The sequence below is a fragment of the Elusimicrobiota bacterium genome (genome assembly GCA_041658405.1).
Lineage (GTDB): Bacteria > Elusimicrobiota > UBA5214 > JBBAAG01 > JBBAAG01 > JBBAAG01.
The window spans coordinates 1-18,027 of sequence record JBBAAG010000067.1; the positions used below are offsets into that span (position 1 = coordinate 1).

The 18,027-nt window shown below is 39.8% G+C and carries 13 protein-coding genes and 5 tRNA genes; all 18 read right to left on the reverse strand.

The window, feature by feature from the left end; all coding sequences use genetic code 11:
- The coding region (locus tag WC955_10380; protein MFA5859459.1) for an alpha/beta fold hydrolase at positions 1-2,950 on the reverse strand (2,950 nt) is incomplete at its 3' end.
- A 17-nt stretch (positions 2,951-2,967) separates the two neighbouring features.
- Positions 2,968-3,975 (reverse strand): hypothetical protein, encoded by a 1,008-nt coding sequence (locus tag WC955_10385; GenBank protein MFA5859460.1) that lies wholly within the window; start codon positions 3,973-3,975, stop codon positions 2,968-2,970.
- Positions 3,976-4,095: 120 nt separating this feature from the next.
- On the reverse strand, positions 4,096-5,670 hold the full coding sequence (locus WC955_10390; GenBank protein ID MFA5859461.1) for a hypothetical protein: 1,575 nt from the start codon (positions 5,668-5,670) through the stop codon (positions 4,096-4,098).
- Positions 5,671-6,112: 442 nt separating this feature from the next.
- Entirely contained in the window at positions 6,113-6,361 is a 249-nt protein-coding gene (locus tag WC955_10395; protein MFA5859462.1) for a hypothetical protein, read from the reverse strand.
- A gap of 139 nt (positions 6,362-6,500) precedes the next feature.
- Positions 6,501-6,573 (reverse strand) — tRNA-Val (locus WC955_10400).
- Between the two features lie 20 nt (positions 6,574-6,593).
- Positions 6,594-7,937, reverse strand: coding sequence for a hypothetical protein (locus WC955_10405; protein MFA5859463.1), 1,344 nt, complete (start codon positions 7,935-7,937; stop codon positions 6,594-6,596).
- 56 nt (positions 7,938-7,993) lie between these two features.
- Positions 7,994-8,066 (reverse strand) — tRNA-Glu (locus WC955_10410).
- 40 nt (positions 8,067-8,106) lie between these two features.
- Positions 8,107-8,179 (reverse strand) — tRNA-Lys (locus WC955_10415).
- Positions 8,180-8,236: 57 nt separating this feature from the next.
- Positions 8,237-8,962, reverse strand: coding sequence for a hypothetical protein (locus tag WC955_10420; protein MFA5859464.1), 726 nt, complete (start codon positions 8,960-8,962; stop codon positions 8,237-8,239).
- Complete coding sequence (locus WC955_10425) at positions 8,959-9,726, reverse strand: ABC transporter permease subunit (protein MFA5859465.1); 768 nt, start codon at positions 9,724-9,726, stop codon at positions 8,959-8,961. The genes WC955_10420 and WC955_10425 overlap by 4 nt, the downstream gene beginning before the upstream one ends.
- 12 nt (positions 9,727-9,738) lie before the next feature.
- The gene (locus WC955_10430) at positions 9,739-10,494 is read right to left on the reverse strand and encodes an ABC transporter ATP-binding protein (GenBank protein MFA5859466.1); all 756 of its coding nucleotides are present in this window, start codon (positions 10,492-10,494) and stop codon (positions 9,739-9,741) included.
- Between the two features lie 12 nt (positions 10,495-10,506).
- Positions 10,507-12,096, reverse strand: coding sequence for a phosphoglycerate dehydrogenase (gene serA / locus WC955_10435; GenBank protein MFA5859467.1), 1,590 nt, complete (start codon positions 12,094-12,096; stop codon positions 10,507-10,509).
- Positions 12,097-12,150: 54 nt separating this feature from the next.
- Positions 12,151-13,287, reverse strand: a complete 1,137-nt coding sequence (locus tag WC955_10440; GenBank protein MFA5859468.1) for an alanine--glyoxylate aminotransferase family protein — start codon at positions 13,285-13,287, stop codon at positions 12,151-12,153.
- 40 nt (positions 13,288-13,327) lie between these two features.
- The gene (gene lon / locus WC955_10445; GenBank protein MFA5859469.1) at positions 13,328-15,811 is read right to left on the reverse strand and encodes an endopeptidase La; all 2,484 of its coding nucleotides are present in this window, start codon (positions 15,809-15,811) and stop codon (positions 13,328-13,330) included.
- Between the two features lie 35 nt (positions 15,812-15,846).
- A complete protein-coding gene (locus WC955_10450; GenBank protein MFA5859470.1) occupies positions 15,847-16,452 on the reverse strand; it encodes an ATP-dependent Clp protease proteolytic subunit in 606 nt (201 codons plus the stop codon).
- A 3-nt stretch (positions 16,453-16,455) separates the two neighbouring features.
- Positions 16,456-17,697, reverse strand: a complete 1,242-nt coding sequence (tig, locus tag WC955_10455; GenBank protein ID MFA5859471.1) for a trigger factor — start codon at positions 17,695-17,697, stop codon at positions 16,456-16,458.
- A 56-nt stretch (positions 17,698-17,753) separates the two neighbouring features.
- Positions 17,754-17,833 (reverse strand) — tRNA-Leu (locus WC955_10460).
- Positions 17,834-17,911: 78 nt separating this feature from the next.
- A tRNA-Lys gene (locus tag WC955_10465) sits at positions 17,912-17,984 on the reverse strand.
- Positions 17,985-18,027: the final 43 nt, after the last annotated feature.

Here is an 18,027-nt window from a genome sequence, read left to right on the forward strand (position 1 = left end):
TGGGGTCGATAATAAATGACCAGGTTGTTGACCACGGGCTTGTGTTTCCAGCAGCATCTTTCGCGCGGACACGCCAATAATACCTTCCGTCGTCAAGACCGTAATTTTGACCATAATAATCATAAATAAACAAGTTAAATTCAGATTCTTCTATTGAAACTATACTCGCATTTGACATGTCTGGCATAGTATCTACTTGCAGTTCGTAATACGCTAATCTATCATCGGTTGAGTCTTGCCAGTCAAAAACTGCATAGCCGTTATTGTGGTTGTCATATCCATTGTTTGGCGGTGATAATAGTTGAACTGTTGACGGCGGGGTTAAATCTATAACTGCGTAACAATCGTAATCTGTTTGAGCTCCCCAATCCTCTAAATTACCAGCATAGTCTTCCGCACGGCTGCGGAAATATATTGTGGTATCGCTGGTAAGCCCGGTTACATTAAATGTAGAGGTGGTTAAGTATGTCCACGACGTACTTTCTATACTCCACAATTGCCAAGTATTAAAATTGTCAGTACTATATTCTATATGATAACACTTGATACCCGAATAGTCGTCAATACCAGTCCACATCACAGTAAACGTAGCAGCGTTAACAAAATAATTTGATGGCGTATTTACTCGTGAACGGGGTTTTATAGAGTCTACTGTTGGACTGGAGATTTCTATGTCTTGACTAGGATTCGATTTGCGGGTGTACAAAAATATTCTGTATTTATATTCCGCTGCGCTTTGTTGTAGTTGTATTTTCCCAGAACTTGGTCCGATAGGTTTGGGATCTAATGAAATGTTTATACAGACATAGGTAGAAAATATTACCGTTGTTGATGAATAATTGCCGTTATAATCACTTAAAGGAATTCTATCAATCTTATATATCTCATAGTTTGAATCTCCCACGTTTAAAATTGCAGTAATGGGAACTGATTCTGTACCATAAGTTTCAAAATTTAAATCTTTATACTCTATTGGACCATATACATATTGAAATTTATCTACAGACGAATCAACCACTTCACCAGCAATTGTGTAACTAAATTTCATCTTTGATGGTTCAACTGGATACCAATAGCCTTCCGATGAGATTGATGAAGTATATATCCAATAAGTATTGGCTTTTACAGTACAGCCTACAATATTACCAGTAGAATCATAAACACGCGTCACTTCTTCCGTACCATTGTTTGTATCCCAACTATTACAAGTAACTGTTAACCAAATATATTTATTTTTATTAAAGCTGTTTTTGAAATTAATATCCGCTCGTACTTCACAAGGAATACCCCATAGGGCTGGTCCCATAGGTTCAAATTGAGTTCTAATTTTTACTATTTCTGGAGAAGTTGAAAATAAGTAACTTCGCTGACTTTCTCCCGTTTCTTTATAAATAAACGGATTAATATCATCCATAATCCAACACCTAATTATATCAGTGGTATAATTACACGAAGTAAGCGAATTTTCCCCAATGATGGGGCCTACAGTCATTTCTGCCTTTATGCTAGTTAAAGGTATATATGTATCCATATTCCCATTAATACTAGTACCATGACTCGCATAAGTTATTGCATTAAATTCTGCCCCAGGTAGCTCTACCCACTCAGTGTTAAACAAACAATCGTCGCGTATAGTATAGTTTATTTCTATTTTATTAATATTACGCCCCCAAGGTAGTGGACTGCGAGTTCCAGCTATTGTGGCATACTTTACTCCTCCAGCCCAATCTCCCGGATTTCCTTCGTTCAAAAAGTTAGTAAAAGTATCTTCTCTACTCCCATTACTAAATTTATTAAATCTAAATGTTTCTAAATCCTCCCCATAAGGGAAATCACCGTATCCTCCCATTAAATATTCAAATACACTATAATCTGCTCCTTGGTTAGGCGTACCAATAGTTATCAGTTTCTTTACTTTTGTATTGCATCCATACCACTTGATTGCTGAACGAGAAACCAATCCACCGAGTGAATGAGCTACTATATTAACTTTTTCTGTTCCTGTTACGTCTAAAACTTTATCAATAAAATTAGCTAATCTTTCGGCTTGACTACCTCCGCTTGTTAACGCCGTTGAATAGACCAAACCGGCTGGTAATCCAAAAGGTACTTGTACACCTGATGAATGATCAGCATAATATGCTACTCCTTCCACCCCTGTTGCAGACAGATTTCCATTACTACCAATCACACCACAATCGTTACCGTAATAAGTGAAATTCCAAATTGTTTTGTTTTTGTTATCAGTAGATGCAATAGAAGTATACAGATCATCTTGTGTGGTTTGATAATTGCACTCTAATTTGCCTGCAATATAATCCTGATATTTTCCTGTTATTATTTTCGTCATGGCTGTTGTATCTTCAAATTCCGAGTCTGGTTTTCCTCTCCAATAATCAAGAGCGTTAAAACCCCTTGAATTCACCAATTGACGACCATGAACAAAAATAATGGGATTATAATTACTTGTTGTAACAATAACTTCCATCGTTTCCGTCCAGCTGCTCTTGATAACATCATTTAACATCGCGCGAACACGCCATTGATAAGTTCCCGTAGTCAGCTCAATAGTATATTGCGAACTTGTCGTATTGCATAAACTTGTACCAAACAATTCAAAGTCATATGAAGCAGCATTGTTTATATCAGTCCAATCGAAAGAAATATTGTAACGATACATTATCTTATGATTAGGTGGATAAACTATTGTTGGTACTTCTATAGATAAGTTTGTTCTAAAAATATTTCCTGCTAATAATGTATATCCTTGGTTTGCAGATTGTTGGTTTGTTGTTTGCCCTCCACTGACTATCAAATGCGAATTACCAGTTTCTGATACTGCACCAAAAGACCCTATTGTAGAATTTAACGTGTATTGACTCGCTAATAACTGGTTGCTAAAAACGAAAAGTAACAAAATTAAGAAACATTTACAGACATTTTTTTTCATAATATATCCTTTATTTTTCAAGGTTTTCCACAATATTTAATTCCTATTGAGTAAAATGTTCCTGATAAATCAACGTATAACCTTTCGATAGTATTACTGTAATACTTTTGTGTAATACTCATTGTGAAATAGAGATTTCTATATATTCTGGGTTCCCATCCAATTATTGTTTGTGAACCCAATCCATTATTGTTTGTGATGTTTGTATATCTATTTGTTACAACTGATAAACCATTAATATCATCTCTTAAATTAGTAACTGAGTAACTTAATCTATAAAAATAGTACTCTACGCCCACGCCGATATATAAATTGGATCGTAAAAATATAACTGGACAAAATGACACAGAATTACTTTCAACTTCTTGTGTTTTAATTATTGTCTCATCTATATACCCTTCGTCCAGTCTTCCGCTTTTCATAGGTCCTTTTGCAGAAGTTACTTCTATTTTAGCTCCCAATATATTTTGTCTATATTCAAAAAAACCACAATAAGTTCCTGCACCAGTATGTGTTGTGCCACCATAAGCACCACCTATGCCTGCAGATATATATTCTCCCCATGTTCCTGTTCCCACACCTGCACCAATTGACAACCTATCCCAGAACGTTATTTTTGAATTCGTTTTTATTTTTTCATCAAGCCCAGTTGGTTGAATTTTCATATATTTTCTGGTTATGTACGTAATATACGTAGACAAATCATCAAACACTATTTTATTCCTATTACTACTGTCAACGTTTTTTGCAACTGTTGTTATTACAGGTTTTTCTTCGTTTACTAGAGTATTGGCTTGCTGAACCACCTGGCTACTTGCTGTTGTATCCGTACTATTTATTTTGTTATTGTTTTCATCTTTCACAACCGATACTGTGTCAGTTTTATGATCCCTCATATCGGGATTTGATTGTTGCTGCGTTTGACTAGTCGTCATCGTTCCCTTTTTTTCGACATACACACCTTTACTAATAAACCCTGCACCAAGTACCAACAACGCTGTTACTAATAAGACAGCTATGTTCATATTTGTATGTTTACTCTCAATATCACAGCTATATGATAAACACCAATTTGTCTACTTAACATTTCCATTCCCTTCATCCGTCGTGATAAGTGCCCTACTTTTCTTTTTAATTCAACATAACTACAATTTCATTATGAACGCGAGTTTGTAATATTTTGGTAAATGACTTTGATTATTTGTACCCGGGCTACTCGAACCACTTGTAAACTCCGCTATGTTCACATAATGTGTATGTTCGTCTCTGGCAAATCCGTCTGTGCCAGTAGTGTCTGTCATCCATCTCTCTATAGATTCCGTACTAGATACCGTATTTGGTGGATCTACCTGATGCGTGTGCGAACTTACTGAATGTGAATGCGTTGTTGTTCCACCAGTTAACCCAGGATCTTCGCCGGTGTCCACACTTAGTATAAACCTATCAATAAGGTTTGGTGTACCGTTATTACCATCGCATAACGCCCATCCAGTTGGTATGGTCGCGAGTGTACCGGACCACATGATTATCCCATTCTGGGGGACCATATAGAAGTTTGTGCCGTTGATATTACTTCTTACTTCGCCTACTACGTCCAACGCTTTGCCCGGGTTTGTGGTCCCTATACCAACGTTCCCGTCACTATCTACCCGCACTTTTTCGGTCATTGCATTATTTTTACGGGTAAGAATACGTACCGCCCCGGCTTCCGATCCGGCTGTGGTGGTAGATAAAATTCCGTCAAAATACGCAGCGTCTTTCTGTGCTCCGGCAGAATTTTCTACTTGAAACATTATCCGTGACCCAAATCCTGAACCTGCGCCTGCGATATTGCTTGTAAACCCACGCAACACCAATGCAGGCGTTGGCATATTATATTCCGTAGTTTCGTGATCAAGCACTGTAGTAAAAGAAGTAGCCGTACTACCATATATATGTAACGGCCATTCAGGATTTGTTGTTCCTATTCCTACATTTCCATGTTCGTATGCTAATAATACATTGCCAGGATTGTAAAGACTATATCCTCCCTCAATTTTTATATCTCCACCAATTCCGCCATAGGTTTCATTAATATCTATTCCACCGGTACCGCCAGTTACTTCAATATCCCCACCTTGCCCCGGGTTTTGATCTGACGTACCTCCTGGACCACCCTCCAAAATAATTTTCCCGCCCTTGTAATTTACGGTTCCTCCTTTTCCACCTGTAACCCTTAGAGTATCTGGAGCATTACTATTATTTGAGTCTTCTCCGATAATATGCACTTTTGCCGTTGGCGTTTCTGTCCCAACTCCTAGGTTGCCCCCAATCGTAAAGTTGCCGACTGATTTCTCTGCGTATTCTGATTTAAACGCATATCCGGATGCTACAATTCTTTGGCGGCCGAAATCAGTAGTATCAATTTCTGTTTGTAGATATAAAGTCGTATTAGCAAACAACGACGCGGGTATTGGTACACTTGAACCTAATACCACATTGAATACACCTCCGCTAGTGCTGGATATTTGTACTTCTTGAGTTTCTGTCCATTGAAGCGTACCGCCTGAAAGAGTATCGTATAAACCGAACACCATACTTTTCAATCCTGTAACCGGTTCGTTGTTGTACAACAACTGTCCTTGGTAGTTCATCAAGTTCGGCACAGCTGAATAACCTATGTTCGTGAAAATAAACAATCCGATAACCACACCTACCAACCTTAACACCTTTTTACTCATTTAACACTTGACCCCTTTCTTAAAATATACCTAATTACTTAAATTCCAAATACTGTCCTTACCTTAATTAGACAACTGAGTACTCAAAAAGTTCAAATTATTACCTCTTCCTACTAATATAGACAACAAAATCCCTTAAAAAGTTCAAACTCAAACAAAATAATTTCCCTTATGTCTTTTTACGTACAACATTTCTTACTTGTAGATTCCTTAGGTACAACGATTCTATGAAGCATATTTGAATCTATTGATAATTTTTATTACACAAACACATTAATAGTAAACTTTATCTGAAATGTCAATGTTACATATATAACAAATTTGTAACAGAATTGTAACAACTTGTTTTGTCGACTACAAAACTCGGTTTTTGGGGATAGTTTATTCAAGATTTGCGGATAGCTTATTTATTCATCACAAATTACGTCTTATTTATTACCTGTCAAACCCCAAGTCCAACACGGTTACGCTCAGCGATTTTGTGAGGTTGGCAACCGAGTTTGTTTATCTTGTCGCGTTGTCCGTCGTCGAACCGAGATACTATCTCGTTCTTCCTGTCCGGTACAACAAAACATTCGGCGGCGACGAGTTTCATTTTCGTTGTCAGTTTGTTGTCCCATAAAGATAACGAGTTTTTAGTGGTTAATAAATATGACACACTTCTTGCGATAGAAATAGAATATGTGCGCATACCATTCGTTAAGCACCCTCTGCTATGAAAAGGCAGTTATTTACGAGTGTCCAAAAAGCGTCCGTTGCAGGTGCAAAAACACACTAATTCATACAAATTCGTACAAATACATTTTTTGAGGTTCTCGACGTGAAACACCTGGGTGGCACCGGGCTTGAACCGATGACCTTTGCCTTGTAAGGGCAACGCTCTCCCAACTGAGCTAGCCACCCGTTATAGCGTTAGAACAAACTTATTTAAGTTTACGTTCTTTCCAAAACCACCGGCGTTTTTCGTCAATATTTTTTGTATCTTCAGCCGGTACTACCTGCGTATCTTTCTTATCTTGCACTATATCCGCAGGGATTGAAGCAACTATACCCTTGGTTTCTTCACTTACCTGTTTTTCTGTTGTATACGGCACATTTTCAGCGGATGATACTTGTGTTACAGGGACATCATTGCTCACATACCCCTCTTGTGCCAGTGTTGTGGATTCAAACTTCAATAACTTCTCAGTAAGTGTTTTCTTAACTCTTGAGCGTTCATTTTCTTCTTTCTCCGATAGATTTCGGAGTTCAGCATCACGTTTCGAAATTTCTACCTGTAGTTCACTTATCTGTTTTTCTTTCTCAAATACTTTATCTTCCATTGTCTTACGAACAAGTTCTACCTTGTTATTAGACTCATATACCTGTGATTCCAGGGATTCAATCTTCCCCTGTTGTTCCCGTGTTTTATTGATCCATTCATCACGTTCTTTTGTGAGGTCATCAATTTTTGATTCCAGTAACGTTACTTTGCCATCAAATAACATTTTATCTTCGTTACTCTTACGTTCAAGCGTATTCAACTGTTCTTCCAACCCCAACCGTGTCTGTGTCATCTGATGCCTGAGTTCTTCCGCTGCAAGCGCCATTTCTTTCTCATGTTTTAATGATTCAGCTTTTACACCCGATATTTCTTTTTCTTTCTCGGCAAACATCTGATCAAACGCTTTCTTCTCTTCTACCAGCTGTTGCTTAAGTTCCTGGATTATACTTTCATACTTTTCCTGGAGGCCGGTTACACTGCGGCGTTCAGATTCCTGAGCATCACTGCGTAACTTAATCTCCTGTTGTGTAATCTGTGTCTTAAGATCATCCACCTGCTGGCGGAATGACACAATTTTTGATTCCAACTGTGCGCGTTCTTCAGCGTGCTGCGCTTCAATCTTCACCTGCGCTTCTTTAAACTTTTGTTCAGCTTCCCAAAGTTCATTCCGGCGTTTACGAAGTTCATCGCGTAACACAACAGTTTCGCTGTCACGATTTGCTATGCCTTCGTTCAGTATACGTTCTTTATTCTCAAGTTCTATCTGCAACTCTTTTATACGTTTATCAAATTCATTTTTTGATTCTACGCTATCCGCTTGAAGTTTATCGCGCAGATGTTTAATCTCAACATCTTTCTCCGCAACGAAATCGCTGAGTATACGTTTTTCACGGTCTTTCTCACGTAATTGCTGGTTATATTTCTCGCGTTCTTTCTCAATACGGTCTTCGAGTTTTGACAGTATTTGTTCCCACTCAGATATGTTAAACTCTTGATCCGCCATAAATTTGCGTCGCGCTCCTTTCGTATCCTATACTATATCTAAAAAAATAATACACTCGCCCCCAACCAGATTCGAACTGGTGCCGCCACCTTGAAAGGGTGATGACCTAGGCCGCTAGTCGATGGGGGCATATTTAAACCATTATCATTATCAATACACACATAAACTCTGAGCCCGGCGCGATTTGAACGCGCGACCACCTGCTTAAAAGGCAGATGCTCTACCAACTGAGCTACGGGCCCGAAAGTACTAAAAAACAATGCTATTCATTTTATTTATTATATACGAATAAGTCAACATCAATTTGCTTTATCCAAGCCAAGTTTTGCGCTCATCTCATCAATTTTTTTAATAGCTTTTTCTCTGTATGACAGATCGTTGGTATCATAAATCTGCAGCCATAGTTTAAGCGTATCCGCGAATCTTCCCTGCAATTCGTATATATTTGCCAGTATACTCTTCACCATATTAGGACAATCGGGATATGTTACAGCTTCTTCCAAAACATTTACCATTTTACCGTAATCCTTAATTTTTTTGTAAACAATCCCTGCAATATACAACCTGAACTTCCAGTATTTAGGGTTATATTTCACCCCGGTTTGCAGGATCTCCAACGCATCATCCGGGCGTTCAAGGTTCCACGCTAACGCGCCAGCGCTGTAAAGATAAGCATAATGAAAATAGGGGTCTAACTTAATCACACGGAGTGATAGTTTAGTGAATTTAGGATACTTCCCTGAACCAAAATCTATCCCTGCATGGTGTTCACACTTATGCATTTCCTCTTCTTCACATTCAATTTCGGCACTACCGTAGTATTGTAGTAACTGAACCCATGCGAAGTTAGATGCCATTTTGCGCATACCCATAACGGTCCCTGCAATATCTATAATATCATTTCGTGAAACTTCAGAGTATGTTAATGAACGTAATGACGGGAATTTGTAGTACTCCACCTTCTGGAATAATAATGCGCTGATAATAGTTAATCCCCAAATTAGTGCAGTGTAAAGATACTTCAAAACTCTTTTCTCCGGAATATTATGATTGTTATAGCTAAACATACTGTTGTATACAACAACGCATAAGCCAGTGTTCCGAACACAAACCCGGCTGACATTGTGGACAGTACCGCGTTATCACGGTAATTAAAGTATTGAAAGTTGGGAAGGCAATAGTATCCGATAGTCATTAGTATTTTAGGAAACATCTCCGCAGTTTTTGTCATTAAATACTTCATCTCCTGGCTAAAATGCCCCGCCACCCAGATAAGCAGCGTGAACACCAACCCGGTCATCGCGGATGTTGTAAGTAAAGCAGTAGCGGTTGCAACTGAAAGTATAAGCATCAATTTCAGTATAAGCCCGAAGTATCCCATGAAATACGCGTACTCCGGCTTCCATCCCTTTAATACCAACAATACTATATGTATTCCATACATTGCCAATGCACCGATTAATACCGTTAATAAAATCCCTAGATATCTTCCCATAATATACGTCCCGCGGCTTATCGGACGGGTAACAATGAAATATATAGTTTTATTATTAATTTCTTCAAGAATAATAGTTGTCCCGAGATATACCGTTGTTATGAAACAAAAAAACTCAATTGCGGTAAGGCCAAAATCTGTTAGTAACCGTATCTCCTGTTCACCTCCTAAAATACTAAAGAACAGAGATGAAAAGAGGATGATTAACCCAAAAACGATTACAATAAAAAACGCTTTATTCCTTAAACTTTCACGCAGTGTGTATTTACATATAGACAAAACTGTACTGATCATACCTTAACCTTATCACCTGGGAATAACATTTTCCCCTACCACATCAATAAACATTTTTTCTAAACCATCTTGTTTACCCACCCATTCCTGCTGGGTAATAACTTTTGCTAACTGTCCATTATTCATAATCCCTACGCGATCAGATATTTTTTCTACTTCAGAAATTATATGTGATGAAAACATTAATGTTTTACCCTGTGTTTTAAGGTTTAACAATAATTCTCGCATTTCGTGGATACCAACAGGATCAAGCCCGGCTACCGGTTCGTCAAACACAAGTAGTTGAGGGTCATGGAGTAACGCCTGCGCAATACCTATCCTTTGAAGCATACCTTTTGAGAACTCACCCATACGTTTATCAATATACTTTGTCATCCGGACAAGTTCAAGTATCTCACCACAACGCTGTTTTCTCTTATGCTCATTTAACCCGGAGAGCGTACCGTATAAATCCAACACTTCCCGCGGGGTGAGGTTACGGTAAAAATACGGTAGTTCAGGTAAGTACCCCACACTTCTGCGTATCTCATCATTTGGCATTTTAACGCCAAACACTTCAATACTTCCTTCTGTCGGGAATAATAAGCCAAGGATAAGTTTAATTGTAGTAGTCTTACCTGTACCATTAAGGCCGAGTAACGCATACACTTCACCGGTGTTGACTTCCAAATTCACGTCTTTAACCCCGGGTGTGAGTTTTGATGACAGAAACCTAGCTTTTTTGTATACCTTAGTAAGTTTTTCTGTACGTATCGCGTAAGTTTCCATTATTATCTTCTGTTATATCTTAACAACTTTTGCTTGTAAGATACCCTTTATAGATTTAAGTTTTACTAAAACTTCTTCCGGTACTTCACTATCAACATTCACGATAGTAACAGCTTCCCCGCCAAGATCCTGCCTCCCGACATCCATCCCGGCAATATTAATCTTATACTCCCCAAGCACAGTACCTATTTTCCCCACCATTCCCGGCACATCCTGGTTCTTGAGATACAGGAGATACCCTTCCGGAGAAATATCAATCGCTAACTTATGTATCTGCACAAACCTTAACGATTTTTTTGAGAATAACGTACCGGATAACTCAACCTTATCCTTCTCGGAGATAACATTTACCACAACAAGGTTTGCATAATCTTCAACTTCACTGGTTTTAGTTTCAACAACTTTAATCCCGCGTTCTTTCGCGAGTACACCAGCATTCACGAGATTGATATCTTCAGAATCCGTTATCGTAGTCAGCATACCCTGTAAAAACCCGAGTGATATTGGTGCAAGGTTGTACTTAGAAATTCCGCCGCGGTACTCTATACTAACTTCTTTTACTGCACCGTCGATAATACCCCCCACGAATTTACCCATACGTTTTACGAGTTCAAGATAGGGTTCAAGTTCTTCCCTTGGCTCAAGAGCAGGTAGGTTCACGGTATTACGCACAAGGTTGTTGTCAAACATATCAATAACTACCGCCGCGATTTCCTGTGCAACTTTCTCCTGTGCTTCTTCGGTTGACGCGCCAAGATGCGGGGTTAAGATCAACCCGCGGGTAGTTTTGTACAAAACATTATCTGCCGGTAAAGGTTCTTTGGAGAATACGTCAAGCGCCGCACCGGCAAGTTTTCCTGAATTCAACGCATCAACAATATCGTTTTCATTGATGACCCCACCCCGGGAACAGTTAATAATGCAAACCCCGGATTTCATTAAATCAAACGTTTTTTTATTGAACATACCCTTAGTTTTGTCGTTTAATGGTAAGTGTAACGTAACAAAATCCGCTTGTTTAACAGCGTCTTCAAATTCCGCAAGGATAACTCCTGCGCGTTTCGCGTATTCTTCTGTAACCAACGGATCATACCCGACAACTTTCATACCAAACGCAAGCGCACGGAGAGCAACTTCTTTCCCGATTTTTCCTAACCCAAACACTGAAAGTGTTTTCCCATAAAGTTCATGGCCCACAAATTTATTGCGTTCCCACTTCCCTTGTTTTAAAGACTCAACAGCCGAAGGTATATTCCGTGAGAGCGCAAGTAATAACGCAAACGTATGTTCGCATGCTGCTATGGTATTCCCTCCGGGACAGTTTGCCACTACCACCCCGTGTTTAGTCGCAGCTATGAGGTCAACATTATCAACCCCCGCACCTGCACGGCCAATAAATTTTAACTTCTTTGCTGCGGCAAGAATATCCGCCGTAACTTTTGTCTCACTGCGTACCAGCAAAACTTCGTACTCCGCGATTTTTGAGGATAACTCTTCCGGTTTCATCCCCGGTAAGTAGTCAACTTTATAATTACTATTCTCAAATAATTGTTTTAACCCATCTTTGTCAATCTTATCAGATACTAAAACCTTGATGGCCATTTTCTTTAACTCTTAATACCTTTCTAATCTAAAAAATACTGTATTACCAACTACTTATTCAAACAACACTTTTTCCGCTGCGCCAACGCCATCGCCGTACTTAAAGTTTGTATAACCCAACTTCATTAACCCGCGCTCAATCGCTGCGATACCTACAATAATATCAAACTCATTCATATACCCCATATGCGCGATACGGAAAATCTTGCCTTTAAGATTCTGCTGCCCTTCTGCAATTGACACACCGTATTCTTTTAGCAACATATTAACTAATTGTTCACTATCAATCCCTGCAGGCGATTTTATTGAGGTTACAACATTACACGGCCGTTTCGCGAAAAGTTCCAACCCTAACGCCTTCACAGCCGCACGGGTTCCTTCCGCCAGTTTTATATGCCGTTTCCACAGGTTTTCAATACCTTCGGATTTAATCATCTCTACCGCTTTACCTAACCCAATCACTAATGTCACTGCGGGAGTAAACGGTGTAGTATTTTTTGATAATGACGTTTTCATGGATTTATAATCAAAATAAAACTTTGGCAATTTTGAACTTTCAACCAGTTTCCACGCTTTTGCGCTTACTGACGCGAATGCCAGCCCCGGCGCGTTCATCAACCCTTTTTGTGAACCGGAAACCACAACGTCAAGTTTCCATTCATCCATCCTTAACTCCTGTCCCCCAAGCCCGCTCACCGCATCAACTACCAAAACTGCAGGGGTTTTAGCAATAATCTCACCAATAATTTTAATATCCGGCGCTACACCCGTAGAAGTTTCAGTATGCGTTGTAAACACAGCTTTGGTATCCGGATTTGCAGCTAACGTTTTCTCTACATCCTGCGGATTAATAGTCTCACCCATCTCAACCTTAACATTAACCACTGTAATCCCGTATGAAGTTAAGATTTTTTCCCAGCGGTTACCAAAAACCCCGCATTGCACGACAATAGCTTTATCGCCGGGAGATAAAAGATTAACTACCGCTGATTCCATTGCACCGCTGCCTGAAGAGGTGATAATAAAAACATCGTTAGTTGTCTGAAAAATATATTTTAATCCTTCCGATGCAGAAACAAATATCTGAGAGAACTCTTTTGTCCTGTGATGCAGTATAGGTTTTGCAGTCTCCAACGCAACTTCCGGCGGTACTGGTGTCGGTCCCGGTGTTAACAAATAACTTTTTTTCATTTTCTTAACTTCAACTCCTTCTAAATTATCCTAAATATCCTCAATTCTTAATCTTACCCGAAGCATGCGCGGGTTGATCAAACAAGTTCTGCTGCGATGTTGCAACCTTCGATGTTTTTGATAACTTACCTTTTTTCTTTGCCGGTACAAGAGCAAGTTTTAGTACGTCTTCCATATGTTTAACCGGAATAAGTTCAATTTTTTTCTGTACATACTCAGGTATTTCTTCCAAGTCCTTGCGGTTACCTTCAGGAAAAATTACAGTCTTCATCCCTTCACGATACGCTGCGAGTACTTTTTCTTTAAACCCGCCGATTGGAAGCACGCGCCCGCGTAAGGTAATCTCCCCGGTCATCGCCATTTCTTTTTTTACGGGCTTACCTGTGAACAACGAAGCAAATGCTGTTGCTAATGCAATACCCGCTGACGGGCCGTCTTTTGGTATTGCACCTTCAGGTACGTGTATATGCACTTCCTTGTTCTTCATAATATCACCGTGTAACCCCAACTTTTTACTTTGTGAACGAATAAATGAAAGTCCGGTTTGTGCGGATTCACGCATAACCTCGCCAAGTTTACCAGTAAGAATGAGTTTCTCGCGTCCCGGCATAAGAGTAGCTTCAATCGCCAGGAGTTCTCCCCCGGTTTCTGTCCATGCTAACCCTGTAGCTACACCAACCTCGTTCGCTCCAACGGGTTCCCTAAAATACTTTGGTACACCAAGGTATTTATTAAGATTCTCAGTAGTAATCTCAATAAGTTCGGCACCTTTTTTCTTCTTATCTTTCTCCCTGGATACAACTTCTTTCGCGATTTTGCGGCAAAGATTTGCGATCTCGCGTTCAAGATTACGCACACCGGCTTCCTGCGTATACTCATACGCAATTTTTTCCAGGGTTTTATCGCCAATCGTAACTTTATCAATACTAAGCCCGTGATACTGTATCTGTTTTGGCAAGAGATACCGTTTCGCTATCTCAATTTTTTCTTCGGTAGTATACCCGGAAAACCGTATGAGTTCCAGCCTATCCTGCAACGACGGCGGGATTGAGTACAACGTATTCGCTGTTGCAATAAACATTACGTTTGATAAATTAAATTCTACGTCAAGATAATGATCGCCGAAAGTATGATTTTGTTCCGGGTCAAGTACTTCAAGTAGTGCCGCTGCGGGATCACCCCGCCAGTCAGTACCCATCTTATCAATTTCATCAAGTAAAAATACTGGATTCCTTGACTTCGCTTTTCGTAAGGACTGAATTATTCTTCCTGGCATAGAACCAATATATGTCCTGCGATGCCCGCGGATTTCAGCTTCATCCCTGACCCCGCCAAGAGAAATCCTAACAAACTTTCTTCCCAATGCACGGGCTATACTCTTAGCGATTGACGTTTTGCCAACACCCGGAGGCCCGACAAAACACAGTATCGGCCCTTTCAAACTTTTTGTGAGTTTACATACTGCCAGATACTCAACCACCCTGCTTTTTACGCGGTCAAGCCCAAAATGGTCTTCATCCAAAATACCCTGTGCACGGTCAATATCGAGAATATCCTTTGTCTCTACTGACCAAGGCAGTGCAATCATCCAGTCAAGGTATGTACGTACTACTGTAGCTTCCGGAGAAAACGGCATCATTTTACTTAACCGGTCAAGTTCACGGTTAGAAGCATCTTCCGCTTCCTTCGGCATCTTTGCATTTTTTATCTTAACCCTGAGGTCATCGAGTTCTTTCGCAAAATCATCCTTTTGCCGTAACTCCTTCTGGATAGCTTTCATTTGCTCGGTTAAGTAGTACTCTTTCTGTGTTTTTTCTATCTGCGACTTCACACGGGATTGTATTTTGCGTTCAAGATTAAGGATCTCAATCTCGGAGTTCATCAGCATACCTAGTATCTCAAGCCGTTTTGATATATCCAAAGTTTCGAGTAACCTTTGTTTTTCTCCTGTCTTAACAATCAAATGCGCAGCAATAATATCCGCAAGTTTTGCGGTATCCACTACGTTTGACACGTTCTGCAGTACTTCCGCAGGTACGCGTTTATTGAGGTGAACATATTGTTCAAACAATTCGGTAGTTTGCCGTACCAGTGCTTCAAGTTCAGAAGTGTGTTTGGTATCAACATACGGAACCTTGACTTCTACCTCAACAAAGCCTTTTTCCTGGTTGTAGACAAACTTTTCAGTCTGGCCCCGGACAATGCCTTCCACCAGTATTTTGTATGAACCATCAGGCATTTCAAAGGATTGCAGGATTTCAACTATCGTACCCACTGCGAAAAGGTCTTCCAACTGAGGATCTTCGGTCTCCATTTTCTTCTGGGTGACCAAAAAAATAAGTTTACCTTCACTCGCATATGCTGATTTCAGTGCTTTAATTGACTTCACACGCCCTACTGTCAGAGGGACGACCATATACGGGAAAACTACGAGATCGCGTACCGGCAATAACGGCAGAACGGTGGGGATAGGTATTTTTTGTGTCCTATCCTTCTCGTCCTTCTTATTCTTATTTTCATCCATAAACTGTATTTAACCTCACTTTTATTTTTTATCAATTATTTCCGGGTTACTATAATCTCGTCAATAATACCGTATGCCTTAGCTTCTTCCGCGGACATATATAAATTACGTTCAGTATCCTGTTTTATACGTTCCGGTGTTTGCCCCGTATGTTTCGCTAAAATTTCTAAAAGTTTATTTTTTGTATTCAATAACTCTTTAGTTTCAATATCAATATCCGTAACCTGCCCGGATAAACCGTCACCGTAAATAAGAGGCTGGTGGATCATAATCCTTGAATGCGGTAACGCATAACGCTTACCCTTAGTCCCTGCGGCTAACAACAACGCACCAAATGACATTGCCATACCCATACATATTGTATTGATCGAACACTTAATATACTGCATAGTATCATACACTGCCAGCCCGGCAGTAACCATCCCGCCCGGCGAGTTAATATACAACGCAATATCTTTATTAGAATCTTCCGCATCAAGAAATAACAGTTGCGCTATGATAAGGTTCGCGGAATCCGTATCCACTGCCCCGCCGTAGCCTCCAACAAATATAACACGGTCTTTCAATAACCGCGAATAAATATCGTACCCAACCGCAGCGCCCTGGTTCCACCGTTCTATAATAGTTGGTATTACTGCCATTTGTTACTCATTCCCCTTTTTTTCTTCTATTTCTTTACCAATACCCTTCCCCGGGACTTCTTTGACGTTAGAGTTTTCCAGGATAAACTGATAGACCTTATCGTCTTCAGGGTCAAGTTTTTCGTTTTTCGCGATCATTGACATTACCAACCCCAACCTGATATTACGTTCAGTTTCAGGGCGGTAACGCTCGCGCATCTGCGGCAGATTTTTTACCCACTCCTCTTCGTTTCTCCGCTGGTTCTTATATATCTGATGTAAGTTATCAATAAAAGATTCAAGCCTATCTTCCACCAGCGACGGAGGAACAGAAACATTATTGTGTTTAATCAAATGCTTACCGATTTGATCCAACACATCATTTCTCTGGCGTTCAAACTCATCTTTCTCCAGCGTTTCCTTAACCCTTTGTTTCAACACATCAACGGTCTCTGCATTTATTGCCTTAGCAAATTCGTCATTAAGTTCGGGTAACCGTTTTTCTTTCAATTGCTTCAGCGTTACCTTAACCTTGAACTTAGAACCAACAAGGTTTTTATTCTCAAAATCCTTAGGAATAACAGAATTAATTTCTTTACTTTCCCCGGGTTTCATGCCGATAATGTTTTTATTTACATCCGGAATAACAAAATCGCGGTTTAGGTCAAGCAAAAGATCTTTCTGATTAACCTTTTGTTCAGGCCGGCCGTCAATTTCCTCTTCATAATCCACTACAACAAAATGCGTATTTTCCGCAACGAGTTTCAGGCTGTCAACTAAATACGCGCGGCGTTCACGTAGTTTCTCTATAACATTATTCACATCAGTATCGGTGATAGTATTAACCGTTTTTGTGAGATTAAGTTTTTTGTATTCCTTTGGTTCAAATACAGGGAATATCTCGAGCTCTACTTCAAACTTTAACGGCTGATCGGATTCAAACTTCAACTCCGTTACTTTAGGATCAATCACGGGACGTAATTCGTTATCTTTAACAACCTGATCTACACCCGTACCAACGAGGTTGCGGACAGCATGTTCCTTAGCGTCATCCACAAAATTTTTTTTAACCAGTTCCATTGGAACCTTGCCTTTACGGAACCCCGGCATTGATGCCCGCTCAGAAACCCAGCGGAATGAAGATTCGAGTTCTTCCTTAACAAGTTCAGATGGGAATTCTATTTTATACTTATGCACGCATGCATCTTTTTTTACAACATCAACTTTCGCTTTTGTTTGAACCTTATCTTTTTCTTTTACTGCCATAATGTTACCTTTACATTACATCCTTTCAACCACAAAATAATTTTATCCCATTTACATGGGCAGAGAGGGAGTCGAACCCTCACCCTTGCGGACACGGTCCTAAGCCGTGCGCGTATGCCAATTCCGCCACCTGCCCGGCTTTATCTATAAACTATTTATTATATAAAAACAAGTTTATGTTATCAACCTAAAATAGCAGGCCGGGATCCAGATATGGGCCGTGGGCGAATCGAACGCCCAACCTATTGATTAAGAGTCAATTGCTCTACCAATTGAGCTAACGGCCCGTAAAAATATTTTACATCTATATCGGCAGTTTTCAATTAGATA